Origin of the sequence: Shewanella sp. KT0246 (assembly GCF_019654955.1) — a bacterium.
GTDB classification, from domain to species: Bacteria; Pseudomonadota; Gammaproteobacteria; order Enterobacterales; family Shewanellaceae; genus Shewanella; species Shewanella goraebulensis.
Window position 1 is genome coordinate 1 of record NZ_BPEV01000076.1, and the last position, 6,933, is coordinate 6,933.

The window sequence follows — 6,933 nt, forward strand, 5'->3', positions numbered from 1 at the left end:
TTATTCACTGTAGATTGTTTCTAAATATAAATAGTTGGATAAATTTCGATATGAAACTCAATTTATTGAGACTGTTTATTTAGCTAATTTTCTTTCGGGAAATAAAAAAGACCTTTGATCCATTCTATGATCAAAGGTCTTTTTATGTTTAAGGCAAGTTAGCCATTACTGAATGTATCAGCACTGCTTTGTTCTTGAGTGATATCAGCTGCGATGATTTTCATCGCATTCGTCAGTTTGGTTAACTGAGCTGACGTAATCGTGTAGGGCGGGGTGATGTATATAACATTGCCAAAAGGTCTAATCCAAACGCCAAGCTCAATAAATGCTTTCTGCAGTGCTCCGGTATTAATCGCACTGTCCATTTCAATCACGCCAACAGAGCCAAGCACTCGAACATCTTTTACATGCTCATAATCAATTGCTTCAGCAAGCTCTTGCTTCATTTGCGATTCAATATCGGTTACTTGCTGCTGCCAATTGCTTGTTTGTAAAATCTGTAAACTTGCATCCGCAGCGGCGCATGCGAGTGGGTTCCCCATAAAGGTCGGTCCATGCATAAACACGCCAGCAGGAGAGTCACTTATTCCTTTAGCCACTTCGTCACTACAAATCGTTGCTGCAAGGCTAATGTACCCACCTGTTAACGCTTTGCCCAAACATAAAATATCAGCTTCGATATTGGCATATTCATAGGCAAACAGTTTACCTATGCGGCCAAAACCAGTGGCGATTTCGTCTAAAATTAACAACACTTGGTATTTATCGCATAGGCCGCGCAAAGCAACTAAGTATTCGGCTGAGTAAAAGTGCATACCGCCAGCGGCTTGCATAATCGGTTCAATGATAATTGCGGCAATGTGTTGATGGTTAGTTTTTAATATTGCTTCTAAGGCATCAGTATCACCATTGACTAGTGCCTGATTAAAAGCTGATTGCGGTGCAGGAGCAAATAATTGCTCAGTGACCGCATTGCCAAACATAGTGTGCATACCATTATCAGGATCGCAGACACTCATGGCTGCGAAAGTATCGCCATGATAACCACGTTTCACGGTAAGCAATTGTTGTTTTAATGGCTGGTTTTTACCTTGCCAATATTGCATCGCCATCTTCATGGCAACTTCTACTGCAATGGAGCCAGAATCTGCTAAAAATACTTTAGTCAGATTAGGACTGGTCATTTCTACAAGGCGTTTACACAAATTAACTGCAGGTGCGTGGGTAATACCGCCAAACATCACATGGCTTAATGTGGTTAATTGATACTGCATGGCTTCGATAATTTCAGGGCGATTATAGCCATGAATACAAGCCCACCAAGAGCTAGTGCCATCAACAACCACTTGACCATCAGATAAGGTTAACTCACAGCCGTCAGCAGATTGGACTCCCGTGACTTTTGCGGCGTGGCTCATGGAAGTATAAGGGTGCCAAATATGCTGTTTATCGAAGTCAAAGTCGATGGTTGAGGCTGAATGTTGAAAATCTTTATTGTTCATATTTTAACCGTTAGTCAAGGTGTGTTGCTTGCTAGCATTGACAGTTTAAACGCTGAAGGTATCCTAACCCAATATAAAGTGAATACAAAATGAATAAAAAAGGATTAATCATGTCATCGTCAGCGATCCGTCACGACTGGACCAAAGCAGAAATTGAAGCGTTATTTGCTTTACCAATGAATGATTTATTGTTTAAAGCTCACAGTATTCACCGTGAATCTTTTGATCCTAACGAAGTGCAAATTAGTCGCTTATTGTCGATTAAGACCGGTGCTTGCCCAGAAGATTGTAAATACTGTCCGCAAAGTGCACGCTACGATACCGGTCTTGAAAAAGAACGTTTACTCGAAATCGAGAAAGTTATCACTGAAGCGAAAAGTGCCAAAGCTGCTGGCGCATCACGATTCTGTATGGGAGCCGCTTGGCGTAACCCGCGTGAACGTGACATGCCTTATTTAACTCAAATGGTGAAAGATGTTCGCGCCTTAGGCATGGAAACCTGCATGACCTTAGGCATGTTGTCATCAGAGCAAGCAGACGAGTTAGCCAGTGCAGGTCTTGATTACTACAACCATAATTTAGATACCTCGCCTGAGTACTATGGCGATGTTATTACCACGCGTACTTATCAAAATCGTATCGATACCTTATCTAATGTTCGCGCATCAGGCATGAAAGTGTGTTCAGGTGGCATTGTCGGCATGGGCGAAAAAGCAACCGATCGTGCAGGTTTACTGCAACAGCTCGCTAACCTTGAACAACATCCTGACTCTGTACCAATTAACATGCTAGTTAAAGTGGCGGGAACGCCGTTTGAAAAAATTGATGATTTAGATCCGCTTGAATTTGTCCGCACTATTGCTGTTGCACGAATTATCATGCCTAAATCACGAGTTCGCTTATCAGCTGGACGCGAGAACATGACTGATGAATTACAATCTATGTGTTTCTTCGCTGGCGCCAACTCAATCTTCTATGGTTGCAAGTTACTGACAACGCCAAACCCAGAAGAAAACGACGACATGACTCTATTCAAGCGTTTAGGTTTGCATCCTGAACAAGGGCCATCGGCAGATATTGAATCAGACAGCGCCTTGTTAGCAAAAGCGAACGCTAAAAAAGATAAAGCGACTCAACAGTTTTTTGATGCTGGCGCTATCTAGTCGTTAAAGGCAGTGATTATGGGCAGTCATCCTATTTTAGATAAAATCAGCCAACGTATGCACAAGCTAGAAAACGATGGCTTGCTCAGACAACGTAAGTTGTCAAAGGCTGATAAAAATCAACACATTATCGACTTTAGCCATAATGACTACCTTGGCTTAGCCAATGCCGCTGAAATGGTTGATGCTGTTACGCAAGGGGCAACAATCTACGGCGTTGGCAGTAAGGCATCGCCTTTAGTTTCAGGTTATAGCCAAGCTCATTTGCAACTAGAACAAAGACTGTGCGAGCTGACAGGCCATGAAGCAGGGCTTTTATTTTGCTCAGGTTTCAGTGCCAATCAAGCGCTAATCAAAACACTATTTGACGCTAATGATGTGGTGATTGCCGATAAGCTCATTCATGCATCAGTGATTGATGGCGTAAAAGATAGTGGGGCAGTCTTTAGACGCTATAAACACAATGATCTTGACCACGCCGAGCAACTGCTTAAGCGAAATCCTAATAGCGTGTTAATGACAGAAAGCGTTTTTAGTATGGATGGTGATACAGCGCCATTATTTGAACTAAAGCGTTTGTGTGAGCAATATAATAGTTGGCTTGTGGTTGATGATGCCCATGGTTTTGGTGTCCCTCAAACTCCAAAAGACAACTCTCAGCAACACAAGCCTGAACAAGACAAGAGTCAGCAATTCAGCTCCCAGCAAAACAACTCTCAACAAAACAGCTTTCAGCAAACTCATTCTCAACAAAAAAAGAGACTGTGCGACATTCAAGTGGTGACATTTGGTAAAGCGCTTGGTTGCCAAGGGGCTGCGATTCTTGGCCCTAAGGCCGTTATTGATTTTATGGTGGCGCAATCTCGCCAATATATATACTCAACCGCCTTATCGCCAGTAAGTGCTTATTTAGCATTAACTGCGGTCAATTTAACTCAGTCGCAGCCACATAGGCTTGAAGCGCTTAATGCTAATATTGGCGCATTTAGACAAGCTTGTATTAAACACAATATTGCAATTACCGACTCCACCACTGCAATTCAACCAGTGATCATTGGTGATAGTGATAAAACATTACTGATTGCGAGTAAATTGTATGATGCAGGTTTTGCAGTTGGTGCCATCAGGCCACCGACGGTTCCTGCTGGTCAAGCAAGACTGCGTATCACGATTAATGCGCAGCATAATAAAAACGACATCGCTCAATTGGTCGACGTATTGGCAGCCTTAATTTAATTTTTTTAAGCATACTTCTATCAAAAAGTATCGCTTAGCTATCTTTTCGAGAGCGTGAATGAACTCAAATAACCCTGTGGCAGTAAAGTTTTCTCAGGCAGCGTCAACCTATAAACAGCATGATGTGTTGCAGCGGATAACCGCTGAAAAATTATTAAGTCACATCCCGCTAAAGGGCGATATTGTCGATATTGGTAGTGGCCCAGGAACTGACTTTTCCTCGGTTAACAACAAACACCAAGGCATTGCTACTGTGACTGCCATTGATTTATCAGAACCGATGCTAGCGGTGGTGAATCAGTCATTCCCATCTTATAAAACCTTGTGCGCTGATGCTGTGAGCTTGCCAATAATTGAACAGCAATTTGACGGCTTATATTCAAACCTTGTATTGCAATGGTGTGATGACTTACAAGCTGTATTTAGCGAGTTTCATCGAGTACTAAAACCTACTGCACCGTGTTTAATCAGTATTGTCAGTCGTGGCAGTTTGCCTGAGCTTGAAACTTTAGGCTTGGGACATAATACCTTTCGTTCAGTTGAAGAAATAACAGCAGAAATCGATAGCCAATATTGGCAAGTTGATAGCGTAGATGAATGCAGTGAATCTTTGTATTTTAATGATTTACGAGCACTGCTTTATTCAATAAAAGGGGTTGGGGCATCGGTAAAGTCGTATCAAGAGCCTTCATTACAAAAGCCTTCAATACAAGCGCGTTCGCTTCAAAGCTGTTCACCAATAGAGCGGGTAACGCTTCGTGGGCGTCAAGATTGGCTAGCACTAAAGCAACATGCTGAAACCTTGCGACAAGCTAAAGGCATTCCCTTAACTTATCAAATTACTTATTTGCAGCTAACAAAAAAATAAAGGTTAATCGCAATGATTTATTTCATCACAGGTACAGACACCGATAGCGGTAAAACCTTAGTTTCGTCAGCGTTATTGCACGGCGCTAAAGGGAATAAAATGGGCGTTAAGCCCATTGCATCAGGCTGTGAGCAAACTGAAAATGGCCTGAGAAATAGCGATGCATTAGCTTTGATTGCTGAGTCAAATATCAAGCTTGAATATCACCAAATCAACCCAGTTGCATTTAAGCCAGCTATTGCGCCTCATATTGCTGCTATGCAACAAGGCGTGATGTTAACCGCTCAAGGTGTTGTAGACACCTTACCATTAACAGAGCTGGCTAATGCTGATTTTGCCTTAATCGAAGGTGCTGGAGGCTGGCGCTTACCACTTGGTAATGGAGAATACTTATCAGACAGTGTTAAGTTGCTGGCAATGCAGCAGCAAGTCGGAATCATTTTGGTCGTAGGAATGAAATTAGGCTGCCTTAACCACGCTTTATTAACTCAAGAAGCCATATTGTCTGATGGATTAAAAATCGTTGGCTGGGTAGCCAACCAAGTCGATCCAGATATGGCATATCAAGATGAAAACCTCGCAACATTAAAACAAATGATGAGCTCTGATTTTCTTGGTTATGTGGCTCATTTATCGAATCCAAACGCAAAGCAAGCTGCTCAATTTATTAATTTCTAATCTAGCATTCAAACAATTTCAGTTTAAAAATTTGTCACGTTATATCCATCGGGCTTAATACGCCTGTTTGGTGTAAGCCCGCAACATGGGTATATATTTGGGTTGTTTTTACATCATTATGGCCAAGTAGTTCTTGTACGGTTCTTATATCATGGCCGCGTCTAAGTAAGTTGGTTGCAAAAGAATGTCTGAAAGTGTGCGCGGTTACCCGCTTGGTAATTGATGTTTTGCTAACTGCTTTTTGTAAAGCTTTTCTAAATGTTGTTGGATCAATGTGATGTCTGCAAATATAGCCATCTACGGGGTGCAAAGCGCAATGAATCGATGGAAAAACATACTGCCAATGGAATAGCTTGGCACTAGTGCCAAACTTTTTTATTAGGCTAGCAGGTAACGAAGCCATACCTAATCCCTTTGATAAATCTGTTAAGTGAGTTTGGCGTACGTGATTAAATTGCTTATCAATTAACTCATTTGCCATTTGCGGTAAAATGCACACTCGATCTTTTTTACCTTTTCCTCGGTAAATAAATAGGGACTGATTTTGAGTATCGATATCTTTTATGCGCAAGCTCAGAGCCTCAGTAAGACGAAGTCCAGCACCATAAAGTAAGATCCCCAATAGTTTATATTTTCCTGTTAACTGTTCAATAATTAACTTCGCCTCTGAATCGTCAAGTACCTGAGGAATTCTGCTGGGTGGTTTTGCATAGGGGAATTGCAAATCATCGGTGTTAATTGCAAGTACATGTTTGAATGCAAAAACAAGTGCGCATAGTGCCTGTTGTTGGGTACTGGAAGATACTTGCTTTATGTTGGCAAGAAAAGTCAGAAATTGTTCAATATGTGATGGGGTAATTTCTTTGGCCGAGGAAAATTTAAAGTGTCTAATAAAGTATCGGTTCCAATACAAATATGACTTCTCTGTTTGGTAGCTAACCTCAGCTTGGGTTAAGAGATGGAGAAATGGCGTTTGATGTTCTCTATTTAGCACTTTGCATTCAAACTTGAACTTTGCATTGATAACAAGGCGAATTGACGCACCAATAGCTAGCCTATTGTAAGTGAATTCAACGCAGTTAGCGGTGTAAAGGGCTGTTTGAAACCTATTTATTATCCCAAGCTGAGGTTAACGATAATGACGTACTCTTATTTGTTCTCTAATTGCGCCTAAATAGCCTGCATTCTTCATAAATTCGCCTGCTTTTACTTATAGCTGTATATTTATACAGTTATAATGGTTTTAGGCTGATTTATGTATTCTTCGGTCAAAAATCATCCATAAGTTGTAGGAGTAATTAAGACTGAACTTTTGTAAAGCTATAATTATATTGATATTTTTTAGAGTGAAATTTGATAAATATTTTTTAAATACATTTTGCTCGCTTTGTTTTGGCATTATTGAAATTTAAAGTGCTTTACATCAATAAGATAGCAAATGTAGGATGTTATTAATCAATAACTTAAACGGCCGACTTTATCAGGC

Annotated in this window: 6 protein-coding genes; 4 read left to right on the plus strand and 2 right to left on the minus strand. The window is 40.9% G+C overall.

All coding sequences use genetic code 11. The features are described 5' to 3' along the window. Positions 1–158: 158 nt before the first annotated feature. Entirely contained in the window at positions 159–1,502 is a 1,344-nt protein-coding gene (bioA, locus tag K5Q58_RS20295) for an adenosylmethionine--8-amino-7-oxononanoate transaminase (protein WP_220755671.1), read from the minus strand. A gap of 110 nt (positions 1,503–1,612) precedes the next feature. Between bioA and bioB the strand changes: the two genes are divergently transcribed. From bioB to bioD, 4 genes are read left to right on the plus strand one after another with little or no spacing between them, the layout of a single operon-like run. Further along, positions 1,613–2,665 carry a biotin synthase BioB gene (gene bioB / locus K5Q58_RS20300; protein ID WP_220755672.1) on the plus strand — a complete coding sequence of 351 codons (1,053 nt, stop codon included), beginning with the start codon at positions 1,613–1,615 and terminating at the stop codon, positions 2,663–2,665. Between the two features lie 18 nt (positions 2,666–2,683). Beyond that, the gene (locus K5Q58_RS20305; RefSeq protein ID WP_220755673.1) at positions 2,684–3,901 is read left to right on the plus strand and encodes an 8-amino-7-oxononanoate synthase; all 1,218 of its coding nucleotides are present in this window, start codon (positions 2,684–2,686) and stop codon (positions 3,899–3,901) included. 58 nt (positions 3,902–3,959) lie between these two features. Then, positions 3,960–4,769 (plus strand): methyltransferase domain-containing protein, encoded by an 810-nt coding sequence (locus K5Q58_RS20310; protein ID WP_220755674.1) that lies wholly within the window; start codon positions 3,960–3,962, stop codon positions 4,767–4,769. Between the two features lie 15 nt (positions 4,770–4,784). Continuing rightward, positions 4,785–5,447 (plus strand): dethiobiotin synthase, encoded by a 663-nt coding sequence (gene bioD / locus K5Q58_RS20315; protein ID WP_220755676.1) that lies wholly within the window; start codon positions 4,785–4,787, stop codon positions 5,445–5,447. Between the two features lie 34 nt (positions 5,448–5,481). Here the strand turns inward: bioD and K5Q58_RS20320 are convergent, their stop codons facing one another. Further along, positions 5,482–6,441: an integron integrase gene (locus tag K5Q58_RS20320; protein ID WP_220755675.1), complete on the minus strand. Its 960-nt coding sequence runs from the start codon at positions 6,439–6,441 to the stop codon at positions 5,482–5,484. Between the last annotated feature and the right edge of the window lie 492 nt (positions 6,442–6,933).